Origin of the sequence: Planktothrix mougeotii LEGE 06226 (assembly GCF_015207485.1) — a bacterium.
Classification (GTDB): Bacteria; Cyanobacteriota; Cyanobacteriia; order Cyanobacteriales; family Microcoleaceae; genus Planktothrix.
The window spans coordinates 1-23,320 of record NZ_JADEWU010000072.1 but is presented as its reverse complement, the minus strand read 5'-3'; the positions used below and the strand labels follow the sequence as shown (position 1 = coordinate 23,320).

15 protein-coding genes and 1 tRNA gene are annotated in these 23,320 nt (G+C 38.4%); 9 read left to right on the top strand and 7 right to left on the bottom strand.

Annotation, left to right across the window (positions count from 1 at the left end):
- Nucleotides 1–67: 67 nt before the first annotated feature.
- Nucleotides 68–1,756: a DUF3352 domain-containing protein gene (locus tag IQ236_RS22090; RefSeq protein WP_193871279.1), complete on the bottom strand. Its 1,689-nt coding sequence runs from the start codon at nt 1,754–1,756 to the stop codon at nt 68–70.
- Between the two features lie 213 nt (nt 1,757–1,969).
- Between IQ236_RS22090 and IQ236_RS22085 the strand changes: the two genes are divergently transcribed.
- Nucleotides 1,970–3,631 (top strand): GspE/PulE family protein, encoded by a 1,662-nt coding sequence (locus tag IQ236_RS22085; protein ID WP_193871278.1) that lies wholly within the window; start codon nt 1,970–1,972, stop codon nt 3,629–3,631.
- 50 nt (nt 3,632–3,681) lie between these two features.
- Nucleotides 3,682–5,361, top strand: a complete 1,680-nt coding sequence (locus IQ236_RS22080) for an ABC1 kinase family protein (RefSeq protein ID WP_193871277.1) — start codon at nt 3,682–3,684, stop codon at nt 5,359–5,361.
- A 3-nt stretch (nt 5,362–5,364) separates the two neighbouring features.
- Here the strand turns inward: IQ236_RS22080 and IQ236_RS22075 are convergent, their stop codons facing one another.
- The 3 genes from IQ236_RS22075 to IQ236_RS22065 all read right to left on the bottom strand — a co-directional run bounded on the left by IQ236_RS22075 (nt 5,365) and on the right by IQ236_RS22065 (nt 6,589).
- Complete coding sequence (locus IQ236_RS22075) at nt 5,365–5,793, bottom strand: type II toxin-antitoxin system VapC family toxin (RefSeq protein ID WP_193871276.1); 429 nt, start codon at nt 5,791–5,793, stop codon at nt 5,365–5,367.
- Nucleotides 5,793–6,131 (bottom strand): type II toxin-antitoxin system HicB family antitoxin, encoded by a 339-nt coding sequence (locus tag IQ236_RS22070; protein WP_193871275.1) that lies wholly within the window; start codon nt 6,129–6,131, stop codon nt 5,793–5,795. The genes IQ236_RS22075 and IQ236_RS22070 overlap by 1 nt, the downstream gene beginning before the upstream one ends.
- A 385-nt stretch (nt 6,132–6,516) precedes the next feature.
- A tRNA-Met gene (locus tag IQ236_RS22065) sits at nt 6,517–6,589 on the bottom strand.
- Between the two features lie 136 nt (nt 6,590–6,725).
- Between IQ236_RS22065 and IQ236_RS22060 the strand changes: the two genes are divergently transcribed.
- Together IQ236_RS22060 and IQ236_RS22055 are read left to right on the top strand one after the other, a co-directional pair.
- Nucleotides 6,726–7,421, top strand: coding sequence for a hypothetical protein (locus IQ236_RS22060; protein ID WP_193871274.1), 696 nt, complete (start codon nt 6,726–6,728; stop codon nt 7,419–7,421).
- Nucleotides 7,422–7,449: 28 nt separating this feature from the next.
- Nucleotides 7,450–8,889 carry a hemolysin family protein gene (locus IQ236_RS22055; protein ID WP_193871273.1) on the top strand — a complete coding sequence of 480 codons (1,440 nt, stop codon included), beginning with the start codon at nt 7,450–7,452 and terminating at the stop codon, nt 8,887–8,889.
- Nucleotides 8,890–8,976: 87 nt separating this feature from the next.
- On the opposite strand, the gene IQ236_RS22050 is transcribed toward IQ236_RS22055, so the two are convergent.
- Nucleotides 8,977–10,647, bottom strand: a complete 1,671-nt coding sequence (locus IQ236_RS22050; protein WP_193871272.1) for an efflux RND transporter periplasmic adaptor subunit — start codon at nt 10,645–10,647, stop codon at nt 8,977–8,979.
- A 218-nt stretch (nt 10,648–10,865) separates the two neighbouring features.
- Complete coding sequence (gene lpdA / locus IQ236_RS22045; RefSeq protein WP_193871271.1) at nt 10,866–12,296, bottom strand: dihydrolipoyl dehydrogenase; 1,431 nt, start codon at nt 12,294–12,296, stop codon at nt 10,866–10,868.
- Nucleotides 12,297–12,453: 157 nt separating this feature from the next.
- Here lpdA and IQ236_RS22040 point away from each other — a divergent pair, with 157 nt between their 5' ends.
- From IQ236_RS22040 to IQ236_RS22030, 3 genes are all read left to right on the top strand, one after another.
- Complete coding sequence (locus tag IQ236_RS22040; RefSeq protein WP_193871270.1) at nt 12,454–13,311, top strand: amino acid ABC transporter substrate-binding protein; 858 nt, start codon at nt 12,454–12,456, stop codon at nt 13,309–13,311.
- 166 nt (nt 13,312–13,477) lie between these two features.
- Nucleotides 13,478–15,748, top strand: a complete 2,271-nt coding sequence (locus tag IQ236_RS22035; protein ID WP_193871269.1) for an nSTAND1 domain-containing NTPase — start codon at nt 13,478–13,480, stop codon at nt 15,746–15,748.
- A gap of 4 nt (nt 15,749–15,752) precedes the next feature.
- Entirely contained in the window at nt 15,753–16,319 is a 567-nt protein-coding gene (locus IQ236_RS22030) for a sugar O-acetyltransferase (protein ID WP_228041795.1), read from the top strand.
- A 236-nt stretch (nt 16,320–16,555) separates the two neighbouring features.
- On the opposite strand, the gene IQ236_RS22025 is transcribed toward IQ236_RS22030, so the two are convergent.
- Nucleotides 16,556–20,104: a WD40 domain-containing protein gene (locus tag IQ236_RS22025; protein ID WP_193871268.1), complete on the bottom strand. Its 3,549-nt coding sequence runs from the start codon at nt 20,102–20,104 to the stop codon at nt 16,556–16,558.
- A gap of 791 nt (nt 20,105–20,895) precedes the next feature.
- On the opposite strand from IQ236_RS22025, the gene IQ236_RS22020 reads away from it, so the two are divergent.
- On the top strand, nt 20,896–21,579 hold the full coding sequence (locus IQ236_RS22020) for a PEP-CTERM sorting domain-containing protein (RefSeq protein WP_193871267.1): 684 nt from the start codon (nt 20,896–20,898) through the stop codon (nt 21,577–21,579).
- A gap of 298 nt (nt 21,580–21,877) precedes the next feature.
- On the top strand, nt 21,878–23,320 hold a 1,443-nt coding region (locus IQ236_RS22015; protein WP_322744303.1), incomplete at its 3' end, for a Calx-beta domain-containing protein.

Sequence of the window (23,320 nt, the reverse complement as noted above, 5' to 3'; positions counted from 1 at the left end):
CCTCTAATTTTAGATTTACAGTTTAGACAGAAACCCAGTTTCTCAGAAACCGGGTTTATTGGCTCAACTAACGCAGTCTTAAAAATACTGTTGCGTGTTGAACATTTCCCACGCGATCGCTACTACTAATGGTAAACGATCGCAAATTATCAAAAAAGGGTTTAGCGGAAAGTTCCACTAATTTAAACAGAGGTAATTGTTGATTCAAAAAGTCTCGACTGGTTAACCAATTGAGATAGAAATAACCATCATGGGTTTGGGGTAAGACTTCAAGACTGGCTTTAAAATCGGGATCTTGAGTAATAATATTTGCCGTTTTTGCCACTTCTAAGGCTTCATCCATAGCTTCAACAGAAGTGGTAAAAATTTCATATTTCCCGACTGTTGAATGGACTCCTTTTGCATTAGCTTGAATTAACCGGGTTTGGGTTTTAGCTTTATCTTTTTTCTCCAACACCACCGGGGTTAATTTTGTCCAAGCTGAAAGGGTATTATTATTAAGATTAAATGACCCCACACTATAGCCTTGTGCTGTCGCTATTTTATCTAAATTTTCAATCGATTGATCCGCATTCTCTGAACGTTCTGCGACAAAAACCCAGTCCCAGTTTTCATCCCCATGAGGAACAACCGCTAAGGCATATTCTCCCGTTACCCAACTAAAAATATCTTGAGGTAAATCTAACCCCCATAAGGTTTTAATTCCCTCTATGGGTTGGTCAACAAATTCTGCTAAAGCTGGATTTACTGAAACAATTTTTGAGAAGTCTGTCCAGAGTTGTTTTAAGTCTTTTCCGGCAATTAATAAGGGACTATTGGCACTAATATAGTTTAATGCTTCTACAGGTTTGGAAAAGGCAGGAGAAGGATTAATCGTATCTGATTCTAGGGCTGTAATTAATGTCGTTTCTGCTAAAAGTCCTTTCGGGTTAATTCCTAAAGATACGGCTAAACTGGGTTGTTGACTAATAAATTCTTCCGGTTGGTCAGTGACTAATTGCCAATTTCCTAAATTAAAAAATCCAAATCCAACTCCCCTGGGTTTTAATTCTTTTAAGGCTTTTTGATAGGATTCCGATTGACTTAAATTTAGATTAGCTTGTACCGTATTCAACGCTTCTTTCATCACTTTGGGATAGTTGGCAAATAACACAAAGCGATCATTAATCATGGCCGTGACTAAACTCGGTGCATCATCAATATTCCCTTCAAAGGGTCTACGATAAACTAATTTAACTCCTCCATATTGATCAGAAATAATATCTAATCCTGCTTTGACTTGTTTCTGCCAAAACTGATCTATAACTTCTTGACTTTTTTGAGAATTTCTGGTTGATAAAGCGACAAAATACCCCGGTTGTTGACCATTATTTGGATCTCGATCTACATCAGGGGTAACTAATGCCCAAGTGATTTCATTTCCTAGCCAAGGTTGAATATCCCGACCATAATTTAACCCTGTGTTCGTTAAAAGACTTTCTTTAATTGGGTTGAGTTGAATTCGATTATTATTACTTTTTTGGGAAAAGGTTAAAATCTTTCCAACCGATTCTAACCGATCTGGATTCACTAATAATGAAACCATTGCGGGTGCAGTTCGAGGAACAAACATCGCCGCCTCTGGGGCTGTTTTTGTGCTACCTGTTACTAAGGAGGCGGGATTTTGACCCGACAGCCAATAAAACCCCCCAATTCCCAGGAGTCCCAAAACGACTAGACCAATCACTAAAATTTTAGGAAATGAGCGTCCTTTCATAAATTTAACAGTTGAGCGAATAACAGTGCCCGATGGGAGTTCATTCTCTATTATGCGTTAATTGTGTCCTGTTGATATAGATGAGAAGGATTCAAGTTAAAAAAGTTTAAAAAATATTCCTTCCCTTTATAATTATTTTAGAGGAGCGATTAGTGTCTCAGTATTTCTCAACTTGACTTTAAATTTCATCACCTTCATCCCAGAGCTAACCCTATGACTTCAAGCACACCCGTTTTATCAGCTTGGCAACAACTCAGGAATCAAAGTATTACCTGTGAACAAGCTTTAAAAAATTTAGTTGATGACCAGGGAATTTTAAACCTAAAATTATTAGATCGGGATGTCAGTTTCAGATTTTTTCGAGAATTTCCCGATCGCAACATTTTACCCCCTGTGATTCCGTTATTATTATGGCGAAATTGTTATTATTTAGGCTGTCCGGTAGAAGTCTCAATGGATGCCCTGAGAATGATGGGCGATCGCACCTTTTCTGATATTAAAATTATCCCCATTGATGACAAAAGTTATCGCGCTTGGTATCATGCCCAAAATCTTGATCCCCATCGCATTAGTTCCACCCCATTAATTAACCCTTTAACGGGAGAATTAGAATCAGAAAATGTTAGTGAAACCACAGAATTATATTTATCAAAAGCAGCCGATCAGCTAACTCGAATTAAAACCTTAATTTCAGGAGCTTTAAGAAATCGAGCCAGTGATATTCATTTAGAACCTTCCCAAGACGGCTTAAGAGTTCGCTATCGAATTGATGGTTTACTTCGTAATATTACGCTCTTACCTGCGGATATTGGACGCAAAGTGATTGTGGCAATTAAAGTTATGTCTAATATGGATATTGCTGAAAGTCGTCGCCCCCAAGATGGTAGAATTGGAGAGAATTATGTCTCTGAACAAGACTTACAAGTAGCCCTCGATATGCGCGTGAGTACCCTGCCTTGTGTGGGGGGAGAAAAAGCCGTTATTCGATTATTACCCCAAGAAAATCCCTTCTCAGGATTACAGGATTTAGGCTTTTCTGAAAAAACACTTAATATTTATAAAAGTTGGCTCTGTCAACCCCAGGGAATGATTATTTTTACCGGGCCAACGGGGTCAGGAAAAACCAGTACCCTTTATAATAGTTTGTTAGCCGTTGCAACAGAAAATGTTAATGTGGTTACGGTTGAAGATCCCGTTGAATATGTTTTACCGGGTATTACTCAAACTCAAGTTCATGAACGAGCCGGGATGACATTTGCAGCCGGATTACGGGCGATTTTGCGACAAGATCCTGATATTATTATGGTGGGAGAAATCCGCGATCGCGATACCGCAGATACGGCTGTTCGTGCCGCATTAACGGGTCATTTAGTGTTAACAACTTTGCATACTAATGATGCTATTGGTGCAATTCCTCGGCTCAAAGATATCGGCCCCGATCCGGGGTTAATTAGTGATGCTTTATTAGGAATTGTCGGACAACGCTTAACTCGTCGCGTGTGTCCCCACTGTGCCGAACCTTATACCCCAACCGCGATAGATTTAGACCTTTTAGGGTTAAAATTAAAAGAAGCAAATCCCGACAGTTGGCGCAAAGGTCGAGGCTGTTCTAACTGTTTTTATTCCGGCTATTCAGGGCGAGAAGCGATAGTAGAATTATTGGCTGTAGATGATCGAATTCGTCAAATTATTTATGAAGGAACCCTAACAGAATTACATCGTTATTTACATGAAACTGGCTTTTTATCCTTTCGCATGGCTGCTATTGAAAAAGTAACAACTGGAGCGACAACTGTTGAAGAAGTTCAGCGTGTTTTACCCCGCAGTGCCTTGGCTCGAAAATTCTCAATAAATGCCTCAGTAATGCAATCCTAAAAACTGATTTCTAACGGCTCAAATTTATTCATTCTTATCTAATTTTTCCCATGCTCACTCAACTTGATTCTAAACCGCTTCGCTGGCAAAAAACTCGATATTCTCCCTTAACGAGACAATTAGATGTTTTCACCGCCTGCGGACTGTTTATGTTCTTTTTGTGGTGGGATAGAACTTTGGCAAATAATACCTCGCTTCAGAGACGAAAACGGGCGAGTTGGTTAGTTAAAACCATGTTAGATTTAGGGCCAACCTTTATTAAAATTGGCCAAGCTTTATCGACAAGAGCCGATATTTTACCCTTAGAATATGTTGAAGAATTAGAGAAATTACAAGATAAAGTTCCACCTTTTAGTAGTGATCAAGCCGTTGCTATTATTGAAGCCGAATTAGGCAACTCTTTATTTACATTATATCGAGATTTTGATGAACAACCGTTAGCGGCTGCGAGTTTAGGACAAGTTCATAAAGCTAGACTCCATACCGGAGAAGATGTCATTGTTAAAGTCCAGCGTCCAGGGTTAAAACAATTATTTGATTTAGATATGCAAGCAGTCCGGCGAATGATTCAGTTTTGTCAACGGAATTTTACTTGGTCAAAGCTTTATAATCTTGATGAGTTATATAATGAATTTTTTATGATTTTATATCAAGAAATTGATTATATTAAAGAAGGTAAAAATGCCGATCGCTTCCGAGAAAATTTTAAAAATTATCCAGGGATTTTAGTTCCTAAAGTGTATTGGAAATATACCACCCATAAAGTTTTAACAATGCAATATTTACCGGGAATTAAAGCGGATGATCGAGACAAATTACTAGCCTATGGAATTGATGTGAAACGGTTAAATCAGTTAGGGATTTGTTGTTATTTAAAACAAATTCTTCAGGATGGGTTTTTCCAAGCCGATCCTCACCCTGGAAATTTAGCGGTGAGTGTGGATGGGAATTTAATTTTTTATGATTTTGGCATGATGGCAGAAGTCAAAGCTTTAGCTAAAGATCAGATGATTAAAACCTTTTTTGCGGTCTTAAAAAAAGATACAGATGTGGTGCTAGATACTTTAATTGATATTGGATTAATTGAATCTGTATCTGATATGAAACCCGTGAGAAAAATGATAAAATTTTTATTAGAAGAATTTACAGAAAAACCTGTTGATTTTCAAATGTTTAATCAAATTAAAGAAGAAATTTATATCATGTTTGAGCAGCAACCTTTCCGTTTACCGGCTCAAATGATGTTTATTTTAAAGTCTTTAACCACCTTAGATGGTCTAGCGAGAACCTTAGATCCAAAATATAGTTTAGTCGCTTGCGCTCAACCCTTTGTTAAGAGTTTAACCATTTCTCAAGAACGGGGTAATTTAGTCGGAGAATTAGCAAAACAGGCGCGAGATTTTATTAAATTTAGATTACAACAACCGAGTAAATCTGAGGTTTTAATTCGACGTTTAGAAGAACGTTTAGAAGAAGGAGAGTTACAAATTAGAGTCAAGTCTGTAGAAAGCGATCGCGCGTTAAAACGAATTAATTTAGCGTTAAAAAGTTTAATTTATATCTGTTGGACAGGATTTACTTTAATTGCGGGAGCGATTTTATTAATTGGAAATTATCAAGGATGGGCGGTATTGGTCTTACTTTTATCAATATTAGGGTTATGGATGTCGGTGCGATCGCTCTTTAACTTAGCTATTCGTGAACGCTTAGATCGAATTGCAGAAAGTTAAGGGTTAAACTGTCCAATCTTCTATTAATAAATTGGGTATTTTTTCAAAATCTTTTCGGTTACGAGTAACTAAAATTGCTTGTTGAGACAGAACAATAGAAGCAATTTTTAAATCTTGTGTTCCTATCCTAATTTTTTGACGTTTTAATTCTGTATAATAATTGCAAGCTTCTTGATCAAAGTCAAGGACACAAAGATTTTTAAAAAAGTTGATAGTTTCTCGCAACCTTGCATAACTTTGTATTAATAGTACATTATTGGCTTGTTCCGCGCGTCTAATTACATCAAATCGTCCTCTAACTTGTTCTTCTACTGTAATAATTGTGACAGCTAAATGTTCATGACTAATTCCAGCAATACGTTGTATGATCCTGGGATTTCTTCTTTGCAATTCAGAGATATGATCCGTATCTAAAATCCATAAACTCGCCATTATTCCTCCTCTGCATCAATTTCATTTCGATAATCTTGAATAGCTTGTAAAAATTCATCAAACTGAGGATCATTTTCAAATATTCCTGCAAATTTCAACCAAGGATGCTCCGGTTGAGGAATTTCAATTTCTAAATTAACAATTTCTGTATCCTTAAAGAATGCTTGGAGACGGTGAGATAATTTTTGGAGTGCCTCATCTTTGCTATTGGCTGATGCTTTTAAACTGGGATCGTTTAAGACAAAGGTTTGATATTTCCCATTTTTCAGTTTTTTGATACCTACTTCATATTTAACTTTATTAACTGGATTGATTAAAGGTTCAGGATTGGCAATCATTGTTGATTTTAACCTCAATACTTTCTTAAGTATAGCAACTGGGTTAAATTGTGTCGAGAATGGGCGCTCGCTCTTTAACCTTACTGTTTTAAAACGGTTGAAGCGAATGGCATAAAGTTAACAAATCAAATATATAGTGCTACGCATTACGGTGTTTGATATTTTTAAATCCTGAAACCCTTTCACTTCTTACTGTTGCCTGTTCCCAGTTAAGCTGTTCCCTCTTCAAGTAGCGCTATAGAATTATAGAAGAGGAGACCAGACTCTTTTTGTTCTTAGGCTAGAGCTATAGATTGAGTAATTTTTGAGTGAAACAGAATCTTTCAGGAAGGTGGTAAGCTTGTAATTCACCTTCCCAGTGAGAGATTTCAGGATATAACTTAAGTGCGCCCTACTGGAATCGAACCAGTCTGAAGGCGAATTATGAGTTCGCTGCCTCCCCAATCGGCCAAGGGCGCTTCCAATCCTATAATACCATATCCCCAGGCAAGATTGTTAATTCGGCTTAAATTTTGAGTTGACTGTGTAGGTGATAGCATATCCTCTAGGCATTAGCCGTTAAAATAGCGAGTTAGATCATATCTAAATTTTGAGATGGGACTAAATTCAACTGTTGTTCTGACTGTCGTTTTACTGACCATGATGTTTGGGGCTGGCTTCACCAGTGCGGTTTGGGGTTATGGTTTGGGTCGTTCTGCGTTAAAAGAAATTACACAACCGGATGTACGCCCCAACAACTTAGCCAAAAATAAAAATGGCACTCGCCATGAGGGCGTGATCTTACTCCAAGAAAAGGATATCTTGGCAACGGTCAAGAAACGCATGGAAGGGAAAGATACAGAAGTAGCAAGTGCCTCTGGTAAAAATGCCAAGAAGCCAACTGCTGCTCAAGCCCAAAAGCCGAAAACTGAAAACGCCGCCTCAACATCAGCGAATAATAAATCGGTGTTTCCCATTGTCAGCCGTGATGGGGGGGTGAGTTTAGAAGTTACGGAGGCGACTCGTCAAGGCAATTCTTTAGTTTTAAACGTTAATTTAAAAAATGAAAGTCAACAGTCGGTGCGCTTTCTCTATAGTTTTTTAAATGTTACCGATGATAAGGGCCGAGCCTTGAGTGCGAGTGTTGAAGAATTACCGGGTCAATTAGCTCCCAATAGCAAAGTCTATTCAGGAACCGTTACAATTCCGACAGCATTAGTCGAAAATTCTAAAGAATTGACCATGAGTTTAACCGATTATCCTGACCAAAAAATGCAGTTACAAATGTCAGGAATTCCAGTGGCTCAATAGACTTCTGGATTTTCTGAAAAGGTGATTCATGACTCTGACAACTCAAGATGTACTGGGGCGATTGTTCTCAGTGCTATTTTTAATTACAATTAATGCCTTTTTTGTAACCGCCGAATTCTCGATGGTTTCGGTGAGGCGATCGCGAATTAATCAACTGGTAGATGAAGGAGATGCTCCAGCAAAAACAGTTCAACAATTGCAACGCCGAATCGATTTATTTCTTTCGACCACTCAGTTAGGAATTACCCTTTCAAGTTTGGCTTTAGGATGGATTGGAGAAGCAACGGTGGCGATGACGTTAAAGGATATCCTGACTCCTTTACCTCTACCTACTGCTGTTCACGAGGCGATCGCTCATTCTTTAGTGTTGCCGATTTTTGCCTTTTTCTTAATTGCTTATTTGCAAATTGTTTTAGGAGAATTATATCCCAAGTCTTTAGCATTAGTTTATCCTGAACAGTTATCTCGGTTTTTAGCTCCTCCGAGTTTAGCGATCGCTCGTTTTTTTAAACCCTTTGTTTGGAGTTTAAATCAATCGACCCGATGGTTATTACAACTCTGTGGAATTCAGTTTAGTGGACAACCCTATACACGAGTTACGCCGGAAGAATTGCAATTAATTATTACCACATCCAGTGAATCCATTGGTTTAGAAGCTGAAGAACGGCAATTATTAAATAATGTGTTTGAATTTGGGGATGTGGTGGCGGAAGAAATTATGGTTCCTCGTACCAGTATTGTTGCTATTCCCAGTGATGCCACATTTCAAATATTGCTGAATGAAATGATGATTTCTAATCATTCCCGTTATCCGATTATGGGGGAATCTTTAGATGATATTTTAGGAACCATTGATTTTCGAGATTTAGCTAAACCCTTAGCGGATGGGGTATTATCTCAAAATACTTTAATTACCCCTTGGGTACGCCCAGCCCGATTTATTTCTGAACAAATTCCCTTGAATGAGTTATTATCTTTAATGCAGCGATCGCAGTTACAATTAGTCATTGTGGTGGATGAATTTGGCGGGACGGCGGGATTAGTCACAATTCAAGATTTAATTGCTGAAATTATTGGCGATCGCTCTGACCCCACAGAAGCAGAAGATATTAGCGTTCAATTTGTTGATGAACAAACCTTTTTAGTTCAAGCTCAATTAGACTTAGAAGAACTGAATGAACGTTTAGATTTAAACTTACCCTTAACAGAAGAATATCAAACTTTAGGAGGATTTTTAATTTACCAACTTCAAAAAATTCCTACCGTCGGTGAAACATTCCGTTATCATGATTTAGAATTTACAGTTCTTTCAACTGATGGCCCTCGTTTAGATCAAATCGAAATTCGGATGCTCCAACCCGAAACCCTGGATACAATACCAGAAACCCTGAGTTTCCCAGAAGTTGAAGAATCTCCTGATATTGATAGTCCTGAAATTTCCGAAAGTTCCGAAGAAGAATCCCGATGATTCAGGATAAAAACGCCCTCAATTTATCTGGAGGTATAAGTTCCTATTCATCGGAAATTCTAATCCGAAAATTTTCTTAATCTACCTCTAGGGTTGATCAATTTTTTCTTTAAAAATATCCTCTAATTTTTGTCCCTTGGGTAACTCGATAAACACTCGTTCTCCCGGTTGTAACCCTTTTAACACTTGAATTTGATTCCCCATTTGAGAACCAATAGTAACGGGGTGAAATTCTGGTTTATTATTTTCATCAGGAAGTAATACCCCCGATTGACCTTTATTGGTGACAATGGCAACGGTGGGAACCACTAACGCTTGTTTAAGTTTCTCCCCAATAAACCGTAAATCCACATTCATTCCCGACTGAAGTTGATCTTTTCCAGTTTCGATCAAAATTCGAGCTTGAAATAAGGTAACATCCCGTTCTTTAACGGCTTCGGGTGCAATCAGATTAACTCGACCTTTAAACACTTGATCGGGATAAGAATCGGCAATAATTTCAACAGGTTGATTGGGTTTAATTTGAGCAATATCTGCCTCTGGAATTTTCGCTAACACTTCTAAATCTTTGGCTAAGGCGACAATTGAAGTCGAGGTAGCCGAACTGGCATCAGAAGCCGAAGTCGCCGGAGTCACAAATGCCCCTTCAACGGCATAACGTTGGGTAATAATTCCGGCAAAGGGAGCACGAACTTTAGTATCTTCTAGTTGCACTTGATAAAATTTAACTTGACCTTTCGCTTCATCAACTTCAGCCTTTGCAGTGGCAATTTCTTCAGAACGAGTCCCATTTAATAACTCGTTTAATTTACTTTCAGCTTCCGCTACTTCAGCTTCCGCCCGGTCAATTTCTTCAGAACGAGCTCCTTTTTCTAATTGATTTAAAGCTTGACGTTCTTGTTCAACATTCGCTTGTCGTTGTTGAATTTGCGATCGCTGACTTTCTTGTAATTGTTCTAAGCGTTTTTCGGCTTCATTTTGTCCAGCTTGTAACCGTCGTTCATCCCGCAAATATTCATCTAATTGATCCTGAGAAATTGCCCCTTCTCCTTTTAAATCTTGATAGCGTCGTACCCGTTCTGATGCTAATTCTAATTCAGCTTGGTTTGCATCAATTCGGGCTTTTGCTTGGGCAATTTCATCATTTAAACTGCCGGACTGAGCATCTTTTAAACGAGCTTGAGATTCTCTTAAACGAGCTTGAGCTTGAGCAATTTCTTCGGGGCGGCTTCCCGCTTGCAGTTGAGCTAAATTGGCTTTCACTTGATTTAACCGAGCCTGCGCTTGGTCTATTTCTTCCGGTCGGCTTCCGGTTTGCAATTTGTCTAAATTAGCTTGAGCGCGGTCTAAACGAGCTTCGGCTTGCTGGAGTTGGGCTTCTATTTCGCCACTTTCCATCCGAGCAACCACTTCTCCGGCTTGGACGAGATCGCCTTGTTCGACATATAATTGTGCTAACCGCCCTTGGGTTTTGGGGCTGAGGTTCACCCGGCGGACAGGTTGCACCACACCACTAGCGGTGATTTTAACAGTTAAATCCTTCGCTTCCACAGGAACCGTCAGGGCTGTGATCAGATCTGGATTCACTGGGGAACGACTTTTAGCCAAATGCAACGCAACGGGAATGCTCAACAGTCCTGTCGCCAGCACGGCAATAATCCAGGGTTTCCATCGCCGTTGGGGAACTTCCGAAAACTGAACGGGATGTTTAACCTCACCATTACGTTGTGCAGTTTCCTCTTTTGGGCCAGTTAACATGACAGATGCGGGTGCGAGTTGATTCGCAACAGAATCTGCTGTTAAGTCTCAGACAGGATTCTGTCGCTATATCAATTCTAACGATTCCCGTTAATATTTCTTGATGTTTCTTAACTTTGATGGGAAGATGAGGGGACAAGAAGACAAGGGGGACACCTACGAGGTTTAAATTTGGGCAGGAAAACCCTGCCCTTACGGGGTTTAATCAGATCAATTAATTAATGACCGCCAACCCCAACAACAGCCCGTTTATACGCTTCATCTAACACTTCTGAAAGGGTAGGATGGGTATGAACAGAAAAGACTAAATCGTGAACAGATTGACGTTGATACATGGCATTTGCGGCTTCTTGAATTAAATCAGAAGCATGAAGACCAAAAATATGAACCCCTAACAATTCACCCGTATCTTTACGGTAAATCACTTTAGCCATTCCTTCCGTTTCTCCTTCCGCAATGGCTTTAGAATTCCCTTTAAAATAGGTTCTGACCGTAGCAATCTCAAACCCTTCTTTTTCTCCCAATTCTTTCGCGGCGGGTTCGCTTAAACCCACATAACTAATTTCTGGATGGGTAAACGCTGCGGCGGGAATACTGCGATAATCCACTTGACGAGAACGCCCACAAATTGTTTCTACAACGGCAATTCCTTGGGCGGATGCAGCATGGGCTAACATCATTTTACCCGTAGCATCTCCAATTGCCCATAAATGGGGAACAGGTTCACCACCGGATAACACTTCTAAGTGATCATTGGTGGGAATAAAACCGCCCCGAATGGGTTCGACATGAACCGATTCTAGCCCTAAGTTTTTACTAACAGGAATGCGTCCGGTTGCGACTAAACAAGCATCCACTTCTAAGACTTCTTCAACCTCTTTGGTTTTAGTATCTGCTAACTCAATAATAACCGGAGAACCGGGGGTAACTTTTAAGGCTAATTTGCCAACTTTGGTTTCAATATCACGAGGCGTAATTAAAACTCGTTGGGCTAATTTAGCAATATCAGGATCGAAGGTTGGCATTAATTGATCCAACGCTTCAATCATCGTCACTTCACAACCTAAAGCGGTATAAACATCAGAAAATTCTAATCCAATATAACCGCTTCCAATAATGGCAATCCATTGCGGCAGGGATTCTAATTTAATGGCTTCATCACTGGTAAAAACCGTTTGATGATCAATCGTAATTCCTGGGGGTACAAAGGGCACAGAACCCGGTGCTAAAATAATATCTTTAGCCGTAATTATTTTTTCCCCATTGCTGGTTTCAACGGTGACTTTATTCGGCCCTGCAACCTTTCCCCAACCTTGAATGACATCAATGCCTAAGCGTTTTAAACTATTGGTCATGTCACCCCGAATTTTAGTGACAATATTGTTAGCATGGCTGGCAATTTGTTGACGATCAAAACTGACTTGTCCTAACTGAATCCCTAAGTTTTTTAAGTGATGGGTGTCGTGTAATTCTCTAACTCGTCCCGATGCGGCTAATAACGCTTTGGAGGGAATGCAGCCCCGGTTTACACAGGTTCCTCCCATTTCAGCTACTTCAACAATCGCGGTTTTTAAGCCACAACCGACGGCATGGATAGCAGCCCCATGTCCACCAACTCCGGCACCAATAATCACTAAATCGTAATCCATATTCTGTTACTACTCTGTTGGGATTAAAAAATATTACCGTTTTCCTTGTCCCTTGCCAACTGAATCCCGTTTACAACGGCTAGATCTGTTCCGGCTGACTGATCATTTTTGCGGTAAGCTAGATTCGATTACTGTGTTTGTAGGGATCTATCATAACATGAAAACCAAACTAGCCACGATGGCATTGAGTTTAATTTTATCGGTAATTTTACCGTTACCGAGTTTAGCTGGAACGGTTTTAGAAGATATCAAAAGAACCGGAGTTTTAAAAGCAGGAATTCGGCAAGATGCACCCCCATTAGGATTTGTTTCTGCCGATGGAAAATGGGAAGGATATTGTATTGAATTAATGGAATTATTAGGAAAACGATTACAAGATCAGTTACAACTCAATCAACCGATTGAGGTACAATTCATCCCCTCAACCTTGGAAAATCGAGAACAATTGGTAAAAGAGGGAAAAGTGCATTTAGAATGTGGCCCTAATACGATTATGCGAAATCTTCCCCCTGGAATTGTCTATTCTGATCGCTTTTTAGCAACGGGAGTTCATTTATTAGTTCGACCGGATAACCAAGCTTATATTCAACCATCAGGAGCTTTAGAAAATATTTCCATTGGGGTTCTACCTGCCTCTTTAACTCAACAGTTTATTAGCAGTCGTTATTCTTTAGCAAAAGTTGTGGAATATCCAGGAGTTGACGGTCGAAAAAATGCTGTGGAAGATGTGGTTCAAGGTCGTCTGAATGCCTTTGCCAGTGATGGATTATTATTAATTGGGGAAGTATTAAGAAATCCAGCCATTTCCACTCAAGATTATGCTTTAGTTCCCCAGGAACCTCTAACTTGTGAATTTTATGGCATGATTCTTCCTGAAGGAGATATATCTTGGATCAATACCGTCAATTCTTTGATATTAATCGAAGAAACCGTTAATATCTTAACAGGACTGTATGGCAAGAATTCTGAGTATGTGAAAACTTTAGAAGCGGCTCATAATAAATGCCTATTATAGTTGAGTAAAATTGCAGATAGAGCTAACCCAACGGTTTAAGGTTTAAAGGGGTATCCTTTGGTATCAGTAGGGATACCCTGATTCTAGTCAAAACAGTTGTTTTTTCCTCTAAAAAATGTCACACTATTAATAATTTAAGTGATCGCGCCCGATTTGAGGCAATAGTATGAGCGATATCAACGGCCCCAAACCAGTTCCCAGTCATACATCCTCTTCATCTATTTTATTTCTCAATCGCTGTGTTGAGCAGATCTTTACGGACATTTTAGATCCAAATACACCCCTGTTTAAACCCAATGTTGTGATTTTGGGAGAATCTTATCCTGAATTCAAAGCAATTCTTCAAGAAGCCCGACAAAATAACTATCAGCAATTATTACCCACCTTAATCGCTGGGTTACAATTTATTTTAGGTCGAGAAGCTTATGAGAATAAAGATTTAGAATCGACTCTTTATCATTATCGTCGCAGTTTAGAATATTGGCCATCGGCTTTAGCTCAAGGCGATTTAGAAATGCTATCTCGTCCTGACCTTGACACGATTCTTCCCAATCAATTTCTTGAACAAATGGGTGGAATTTTATTTCATGTCGGGTTATGTTTTATCTCTTTAGCTCAGTCTAATACCAGCGCAGAAAAAAATATAAATTGGCAAGAAGCAAAAATTTATTTTGAGCAATGTATAACCGTTTTTGAAAAAGCTAATCGCCCTGATTTGGTCTCTAAATTCATTGGAGAATTAGGTGAAGTTTTACGACACCTAGAAGACTGGGAAACCTTACAAAAAGTGGCTCAAAAAGCGATTAATTTACATATATCTTATGGTTCAGAAGCCCAATTAGCACAAGATTATGGCTTTTTAGCCGAAGCTGCTTTGCATGAATCCAAGTGGGCACACGCCAATCAATTAGCGGAGTTAGCATTAGCAATTCAAGGTCAATCAATCTATGATGATCCAATGAGTACCAGCACAGAATCTCATAATCCTTATCTTTATTTACTAGCAGAATCCAAACAGGAATTTCAACAATGGCAAACAACAGTTAACCAATTAGAAGAAGCTTTACGGAAAAGCAATGTTGAGGATGATCCTAAAGGTTATTTAAAAATTTTAACAGCCTTACATAAGCTGTATTTGGATCAAGATTTATATACTCAAGCTTCCCGTTTAAAAGAAGAAAAAATTAGAATTGAATATCAATATGGATTACGAGCTTTTATTGGGGTGCGGACATTGCAACCTCAATCCCACCTTAATCATAAACAACAGTCTATTGCTTTAGAAATAGAAAATTCTAATCGTTTAAAGGATGTTCATACTTTATTAGAACGGATTCAAAACCCCGACAATAAACTGATTGTTCTTCAGGGAGAATCTGGCGTTGGAAAAAGTTCATTACTCAATGCAGGAATTGTCCCGATGTTGTTAGAACAACGGTCTCGAAATCCTAGTATTGCTCGACCTATTTTACTGCGAATTTATACGGATTGGTTACGAGAACCAAACCCCAAAACCTGGAACTTGAATCCGGTTTTAAATTTACTTAAGCAAAATGATCAAAATCAGATTCCAACGGTATTAATTTTTGATCAGTTTGAAGAGTTTTTTGTGGTTTGTCAGCAGTTAGAACAACGATTACCTTTTTATGAATTTTTAAAAGAAAGTTTGATGCTGACTTCAATTACGGTGTTACTTTGTTTAAGAACTGATGCTTTACATTATTTACTAGAATGCGCTCATCGTACTAACCTAGAGGATATTATTCACTCTGAGATTCTCTCCAAAAAGGTGATTTATGGTTTAGAAAACTTTACAGTAAGTCAAGCACAAACGTTCATTCAAAATCAAATTGAACGTGCTCAATTTAAAATAGAACCTGATTTAATGTCTCAATTGCTTCGGGATTTAACCGTTGATATTGATCGGATTCGACCCATTGAACTTCAATTAATTGGGACTCAATTACAAGTTCATGATATTCAAACTTTAAATCAATATGAACAGCTTGGAGAACATCCCAAGCAAAAATTATTAGAACATTTTTTAGATGAAGTTATTCGAGATTGTAGTGCTAAAAATGAACGAACAGCAATTAAAATTTTGTATGGGTTAACCAACGAGCAAGAACACCGCCTGCTAAAAACTAGCAAAGAACTAGCGGAAGAATTAGATACAGAATTTAGTAAAATAGAACCTTTATTAGAAGTTTTAGTTGAAGAAGGATTAATTTTACATATTCCTGATATTCCTGATGATCGATATCAACTGACCCATGATTATTTAGTGGCGTTAGTTCGTCACCAAAAAGGAGAACGATTAATTGCTAGGTTAGAATTAGAACGGGATAAAGCTCAACGCAAAATTATTGAAGAGAAACCCAATAGTTTTGTCAATCGTGCAATTGCTTCTGTTTTACGTTGGATTAATACTGATTAATATTATGGAAAATATCTCCCAAACTGAACAAGAAAAAATGCTATCAGGGGCATTATATTTCGCTAATGATGCTGATTTAATTAGGGCCCGCCAACGAGCTTCTAAACTGACTCGTTTATACAACAATACAACAGAAGAACAATTAGAAAATCGTCAAGAAATTCTATTAGAATTATTCAATAAAATCGGAGATAATTTATATATTACTCCCCCCTTTTATTGTGATTATGGGTGTTATATTAAACTGGGAAATAATGTTTATATGAATTATAATTGTATCATTTTAGATTGCAATTTTGTTGAAATTGGCGATAATGTTTTATTAGCACCTAATGTTCAAATTTATACCGCTTATCATCCGATTGAGCCTGAATTACGTCTAACAGGAAAAGAACTAGCTGCACCGATTAAAATTGGTCATAATGTTTGGATTGGAGGGGGTGCTATTATTTGTCCAGGGGTAGAAATTGGCGACAATACGACCATTGGAGCGGGGAGCGTTGTTGTTAATAATATTCCTGAACGAGTTGTTGCGGCGGGGAACCCTTGCCGGGTGATTCGGACGTTATAAAAAGCACCATAAAATATAGAGACACGGCATACATCAGTGTCAACTTTAAGGCTAAAAGTAGCCTAGAAAACTGAAAGTTCGTTGATTTTTTTATAGTTCTAAATCCCCCCTTAAAAAGCAGGGGGTTTTCAAAGTCGGCGTTAAAAAACAAAATTCTGAAAATGCTAAACTTCTCTTTATGATAGAGAAATATGGGTTATTAAATAAAGTATTTACTCTCGATGCTCTCCGATGAGTTAATATTCTACAGCACCTAACGCTTTTAGGGTGTGTTTTTGACCCTCGCTTAACCCTTGCGTTTCTGTCATATTCATGTTAGTATAAGAATTAGGAATAATTAAAGTTTTTAAACACTTTCCGGTTTTAACTTGCCAAAACTTAATTGTTCCGTCTTCACTGCTCGTGAGCAAAGTTTGGTGATCAGGACTAAACATTACTGATGTCACAGTATTAGTATGTTTTTTTAAGCTATAGAGACAGTTTCCCGTCTTAAAATCCCAGAGTTTCACTTGAAAATCATCACTTCCACTGGCTAAAAATCGACCATCAGGACTAAAATCAACCGACCAAATCCAACCTTCATGTCCCAATAAAGTATAAACACATTTTCCCGTCTCTAAATCCCAAAGTTTGACCGTTTCATCTTCGCTTCCACTGACTAAAAATTGGGACTGGGGACTAAAAGCAATTGACCGAACTTTATTGTGATGTCCCCGTAATGTTTGTAAGCAAGCTCCCGTTTTCATATCCCAAAGTTTAATCGTTTGGTCATCACTTCCACTGGCTAAAATTGGGAAATGAGGATGAAAAGTTACCGTCCAAACCCAACTTTGATGTCCGGCTAAAACTTTAAATTTACCAGTTTTTATATTCCAAATTTTAATCGTGGTATCTTGACCGCCACTGGCGATATATAAACCATCTCCGCTAAAAGCAATCGTCCAAATTCCGCCTTGATACTTTTTAGTCGGATATTTCAAACATTTGTAACAATCTCCCATCTCCACATCCCAGAGTCGAATGGTTTCATCATCGCCGCTACTCGCCACCGTTTTTCCATCAGGACTAAACGCCACCGACCACACCCAAGCCGTATGTCCGGTTAATGTGTTTAAACAGTCTTGGGTTTGAGGATTCCACAATCTCACTTGATGGTCTAAATGGCTACTCGCTAACCTCTGACCATCACGACTCAACGCAATTGACCAAACCCAGTTAGTATATCCCCAAAATGTTTTGATACATTTTCTCGTTTTCGTATTCCAAAGTTTAATAATTTGGTCATTATCTCCCGTTGCTACGGTTTGATTATCAGGACTAAAAGCTAAGGCGCGAATTCCCGTTTGATGGTGTTTTAAACTTCCAATACATTCCCCGGTTTTCACCCTCCAAAACTTCACCGTTGAAGTAAAATCTCCACTGGCTAAAGTTTCCCCATCGGGACTAAACGCTAACACTTTAATTTCCTTTTGATGTCCTGACAAAATCCGATAACATTCTCCAGTTTTGATATCCCAAATTCTAATAATTTTTTCAAATCCACAACTGGCTAAAGTTTTACCATCAGGACTAAACGCTACACACCAAATCGCATCTTCATGTCCTATCAAAGTTTGCAAACAGTCCCCCGTTTCGATATCCCAAAGTTTAATGGTTTTATCATAACTTCCACTGGCTAACCTGCGACCATCGGGAGTAAACGCAACACTTAAAACCCAACCATTATGAGCGTCTAAAGTCCTCAACAATTGACCCTTATTAGCATCCCAAAATTTAATCGTTTTATCATCACTCCCACTGGCTATAATTTGATTATCGGGACTAAAAGCAACTGTCCAAACCCAACTTTTATGTCCTTCTAAATCCTTTAATAATTGACCCGTTTTTGCATTCCAAATTTTAACAGTAGGATGTAAACTACTACTGACTAATTTTTCACCATCGGAATTAAAGGCGAGAGCAACTGTCCACCATTTATGTTTACCAAAACTCAGTATGGGTTGTCCATCTTCGGGGTTTAAAAAATGAATATAACCATTAGAATCTCCCGCCGCTAAAATCGCACCATCGGGAGTAAATGCTAAGGAATGAATACCCCCAAAAGATTGTGTAAAAACGGTATTTCTGAAATCACAATCAGAAAAATTAACGTTTTGTAGGTTAATTCCTTGTAGGTTTGCTTCCCAAATTGTCAGACGGGAGAAATTATAACCGTTTAAATCGGTTTTTAAATAACAAAATAGATTAATTAAATTTCCACCAATATAACCGGGTTTCTGGGGATATTTTTCTTGAGCTTGAATTACTAATTTTTTGAAATGATTTTCTAACTCAAAAAGACTTGGAAATTGAGGTAATGACAATAAAGATTCTATGATAGGATTAATAATCATTGTGATTTGGCTACTTCTGATATAATCTTTACAAGTCGCCAGCATTAAACTATGATGATTAAATAGATTAAACTCTCCCGTGATTAATTCTGGGGTGACGGTGGTAATCAATTTTTCCGTAACATATTCCATTAACACCGGTTGTAGAGTAAAGCACTGTTGATTTGCACTTCTTTCTAGGAGCATTCGGTTTTGTAACGATTCTAAATAATCTAATAAATGCTGTTGAATATTCACTGAAACTATATGGTCTTTTAATTCAGCAATGGAAACAGGTTCTCGATAAATTGCTAACCAGAATAAAATGTTATGTTCTTCATAACTGCAATACTGAAAATGCCAATCTAATAAATCCTGTATATCTTTAAAAACTAAGTTTCCGACTTTTAAAAAATCCTGAATATTCCCTGCAAAAACCTTTTGAATATGACAAGCGGTTAATTTTAAGGCGAGAGGATTTCCTTGATAATAATTAACTAAAGTTTCCCATTCGGTTTCTGTGGCGGTAAATTCACCTTTTTCTTGAAACAGTTTTTTAACAGGATCAACGGTTAATCCTCCCACCACAAAGCAACGCACGGGTTGATGTTGACCCACGAATTTTTCTAAATGATGAACTTTAACTCGACTGGTTAACAGCAGACAACTTTGATGGGAAACTTCAGCAATTTTTTCTAACAGTTGATGATAGTCTTCATAACCCGATTTATAGTTTTTGAATTGAGTTTCTTTCGCTAAAATAGTTTCAATATTATCTAAAATTAATAAATATCGATGTTGTTTTAAATAAGAAATTAATAAATTAATTTGTTGATCAAGACGCTCAGGTAAATCAATATTTTCTTGATGAGATAAAAATAAAATCCAGTCTTTGATAATATCCTGAACCGGAGGCGCATTTAAAAGCGATCGCCAAATAATTCCCTCAAATTCTCCCCTCAATTGTTCTGCTAATTTCGCACAAATATGGGTTTTCCCCTTCCCCGGAAGTCCAACAATTGCAACTAAACGACAACGATCTTGGATTACCCATTGTTTCAGGGTGTTTAAATCAGTTTCTCGCCCTAAAAAATAAGATACATCCGGTGCATCCGCCCAATCTTCACGGGTATTTGATGTTGCTAAATAAACAGAAATAGGCGATCGCATGAGCACTTCTCGAATATTAAATTTTGCAACTTTTTCTCCGAATACTTGGCTTAATAATTGCCACAATAAAGATGCTTCTTTTTTAATACTATCTTCATTGCGATAGGTAAGACGAGCAATAGTTCTATATTGCTTTCCATTTAAGGATTCCCGCAGAATAGTGACTTGAAGATCTTTCAAGTATTTCCCACTTTTTTGATAAACAATCTGCTTAATAGATTCAACAATTCTGTCAATATCCATCGCACGCTCTGGGATTAATTAATTATTAAAACTTGGTCTATGTCCCTAAATATCGGGATTTAGACCTATTGATTCACTTTTTGTCACTTTATTATACCGAAATCTTCACTTTTTGGCAACCTTTTTTCACCGGAGATGGCAGTAATCTATTGCCATGATCAAATTTGTTCGACAGACGGTTCGACTTTTGGACATCGCACCGAGTCTTTCGTCAAAAGATACCCATGCTGTGGAGTTTTTTTGAGACAGAGGCGAGGTTTACAATCTGCAATTAGCTAAGAAACCGGGTTTTTCCCCAAAGACCACTCCTTGAAACCCAAGCTTCCGGTGTCTTAACCCCAACCCAGAACCCAGAAACCGGGTTTTTCCCTAAAGATAACGGGGGGAAAACTAAGTTTTGTTAAAAACCCGGTTTCTCAAACCCAAGTCAGAGTCCAGAAACCAGGTTTTTCCCTAAAGATAACGGCGGGAAAACTAAGTTTTATTAAAAACCCGGTTTCTCAAACCCAACTCCGAGCCCAGAAACCGGGTTTTTCCCTAAAGATAAAGGGCGGGAAACTAAGTTTTGTTAAAAACCCGGTTTCTCAACCCCAACTCAGAGTCCAGAAACCCGGTTTTTCCCCAAAGATAACGGCGGGAAGGTCAAGTTCCTTTAAAAACCCGGTTTCTCAACCCTAACTCAAAGCCCAGAAACCGGGTTTTTCCCGAAAGATCACTTGAGGAAAATTAACTTCTGTTAACAACCCGGTTTCTGAGACCATTTTCGTTAAAAATCTACCAGAGATCATCCCATGAAAACCTTATACAATATTGTTGCAGCCAGCATAGCGACTTTTTCAGTAGTTTTATTTCCGAATTTAGCCCATGCTTACTGGGGTTTTGATAATCGGACTGATTGGGAAAATGCTGTTTCTAAATATAGTATTGTGACCGAGGATTTTAATTCTTTTGTGGGTAACATCACCGCAGATAGTCAACTTTCTACAGGTCTTGTCACCAATATTCCTTTTACTATTAATACAGGGGAAGCTCAATCAGATTGGGCGGCATTTGATATTGTTTTCCCCAATCAAGTCATCGCTTTTGGTTTTGATATGATTGACCCTTGGCGTTCACCTAATCGTAATGCCATATTAGGAAACGTCAAATTTTTTGATCAACAGGATAACTTAGTTAATCATTTAGGTGTACAATTCACCAGCTATGATGAAGACTTTGTAGGTTTTTTCCTGGGTGAAAATTCCGGGGTACATCGAATTGAATATTTGTGGTGTGAGGCATCCCAAGGGCCAAATAAACCCAATGGTTATTGTAAGGCTGAATATGCCCAACAAACGATTGATAATTTCAGCTTTGTTGTCCCTAAATCTGAATCAAAATCGGTACCAGAACCCAATACAAACTTAGGGATTTTAGGGTTGGCAGCCATCGGAATTCGTTTGTTAAAGCGACACAATCAAACTTTGATCGGTTGAAACCTATCGATACACAAATCAGAACCCAGAAACCGGGTTTTTCCCGAAAGATAACAGGGGGAAAACTAAGTTTTGTTAAAAACCTGGTTTCTCAACCCTAACTCAAAGCCCAGAAACCGGGTTTTTCCCGAAAGATAACAGGGGAAAAACTAAGTTTTGTTAAAAACCCGGTTTCTCAACCCTAACTAAGAGTCCAGAAACTGGGTTTTTCCCGAAAGATAACGGGCGGGAAACTAAGTTTTGTTAAAAACCCGGTTTCTCAAGTCCCACCTATCAACCTTTAACTAGAGGTAAGACAATGAACACCTTATTAACGACAGAAACAACTGAAACTACAACGATTGAAAAAGCGTTACAACTTGCTAACAATTATCTCAGTAATTTCGCTTCATCTGTCGATTTTAATGCTAAAATGCAGCTTGCTTTCGGAAATCATAAAATCTGGGAAAAGGCAGATTTAATTGATTTTCCGACGATTGAAATTCGTCCTGCTGCTGAAATTAATAATGCTAGGGGTGCTTTTGCGGCTGCTACAAATACAATTTATTTATCTCAGGAATTTGTGAATGAGAATAGGGGGAATGTAGGGGCAATCGCATCGGTTTTATTAGAAGAATATGGTCATTATTTGGATGCTCAAAACAATGTGATCGATTCTCCTGGGGATGAGGGAGAACTTTTTGCTGATTTGGTTCTGGGTAAGGGGTTGAGTGAGTCGGAACTATTAGCGTTGTGGAGTGAGGATGATAGTGTGATCGTTGTTTTGGATGGGAAAGAAGTGGCGATCGAGCAACAAACTTGGTGGTTTTTTGATCTGGCGCCAGAACCGGAAGTTGTTAATGGGACAAGTGAAGATGATTATATCCAGCCTGGACAGGGTGATACTGTTTATGGAGGCGCTGGAAACGATGGAATTGATTTTGCAACAGGGACGCAGGGAGGAGAATATGTAGATGGTGGAGATGGGAATGATTCAGTTGGATTTGCAACAGAAGGCCCCATAACTGTTGAAGGTGGTTCAGGAGATGATGTGTTATGGGGCTCGAATGGCAATGACAAGATTGATGGTGGTTCAGGAAATGATGAGTTGAACGGCGATACAGGCAATAATAGCTTTAGAGGTAATGATACCCTTATCGGGGGAGCAGGTTACAACACCTATTATGGCGGGGAAGGTAATGATATTTACATTGTACAAGCAGCTTCAGGTGGCTCCAATCAGGATTTAGGTGGGATAATAGATGACTACGGTGATATTGATCAACTGATCCTTGAAGGTGGAACTCTATCTTTTACTCCCACAGGAGGTGAAATAGGTCTGGCTCCAGGAAACTATTATGATTTGATCCTAGATCTTAATAAAGATGGCGTATTTGACAAAATCTATCCACAGTACAACGAAGTATCAAATTTAGAAAGTGGGAATTTTGATCTACAAATTGCGAATTTTTTTGACGGTGAGGACAACTGTAAACCGGGCTTGGGTTTCATTGAAACAGTCGGAAATCTTTCTGGACAGGAGATACTTGATTATTTTTGTAATGAAAAAAATCAACCTTCGATTTCAATTACTAATGTAACAGTAGAAGAAGGCGAACTTTTAAACTTTATTGTTAGCTTGTCAGAACCAAGTGATGAAGTTGTCAAAGTCCTTTACACAACACAAGAGGATACAGCTACTCCAGGCGAGGACTATTTTGATTCAACTACAACAATAGAGTTCCAACCTGGAGAACAAGAA